The following is a 593-nucleotide window of genomic DNA, read 5'->3' on the forward strand; positions in this document are numbered from 1 at the left end:
GTCATCTAGAACTCCGGAGAATAAAAGATGTTTGGAAATTAATTGAGATAAATCCCAGAATATCAGGTGGAGCAATGAATGATATAATTGAAATTGGACATGGAATCAACTTAGTGCAAGAGACTATTCAGTTAATGTTAGGAAATAAACCTTCACTAAATAAAAAACATTATAAATATGTGTACGCTCATTACCTAACAGTTAAATCTAAAGGAAAACTAATTCGAGTTACAGGGAAAAACCGTAGTTCTAACTATCCTGGTGTAGAGAAAGTTTATATAAAACCTAAAAAAGGAACTGTCTTAAAACCACCTACATCAATGGGACATCGATGTGGCTACGTTTTAGCAGCATCCTATTTTAAAACAGAAGCTAAAAAAATAGCTTTAAAAGCAGCTAAAGAAATTTCATTTGAAATCCAAAAAGAATAAATATAACATAAAAAACAAGATATATACACCAACTGATAAAAATATACTAAAATCAAGTTTCGTATAATTCTAATTATCATAATGCATAATAAAAAAGTTCACTCCTTATCTACATTTATAGAAGGAGTGAACTTTTTTATTATGCAATTTTAATTTATTTAC

The 593-nt window shown here is 28.3% G+C and carries 1 pseudogene; it reads left to right on the forward strand.

The window, feature by feature from the left end:
* Positions 1-431: pseudogene (locus tag AC1DJR_RS32755) on the forward strand (ATP-grasp domain-containing protein); the annotation flags it as partial.
* Positions 432-593: the final 162 nt, after the last annotated feature.

This window comes from Bacillus sp. 05T31 (assembly GCF_056396725.1).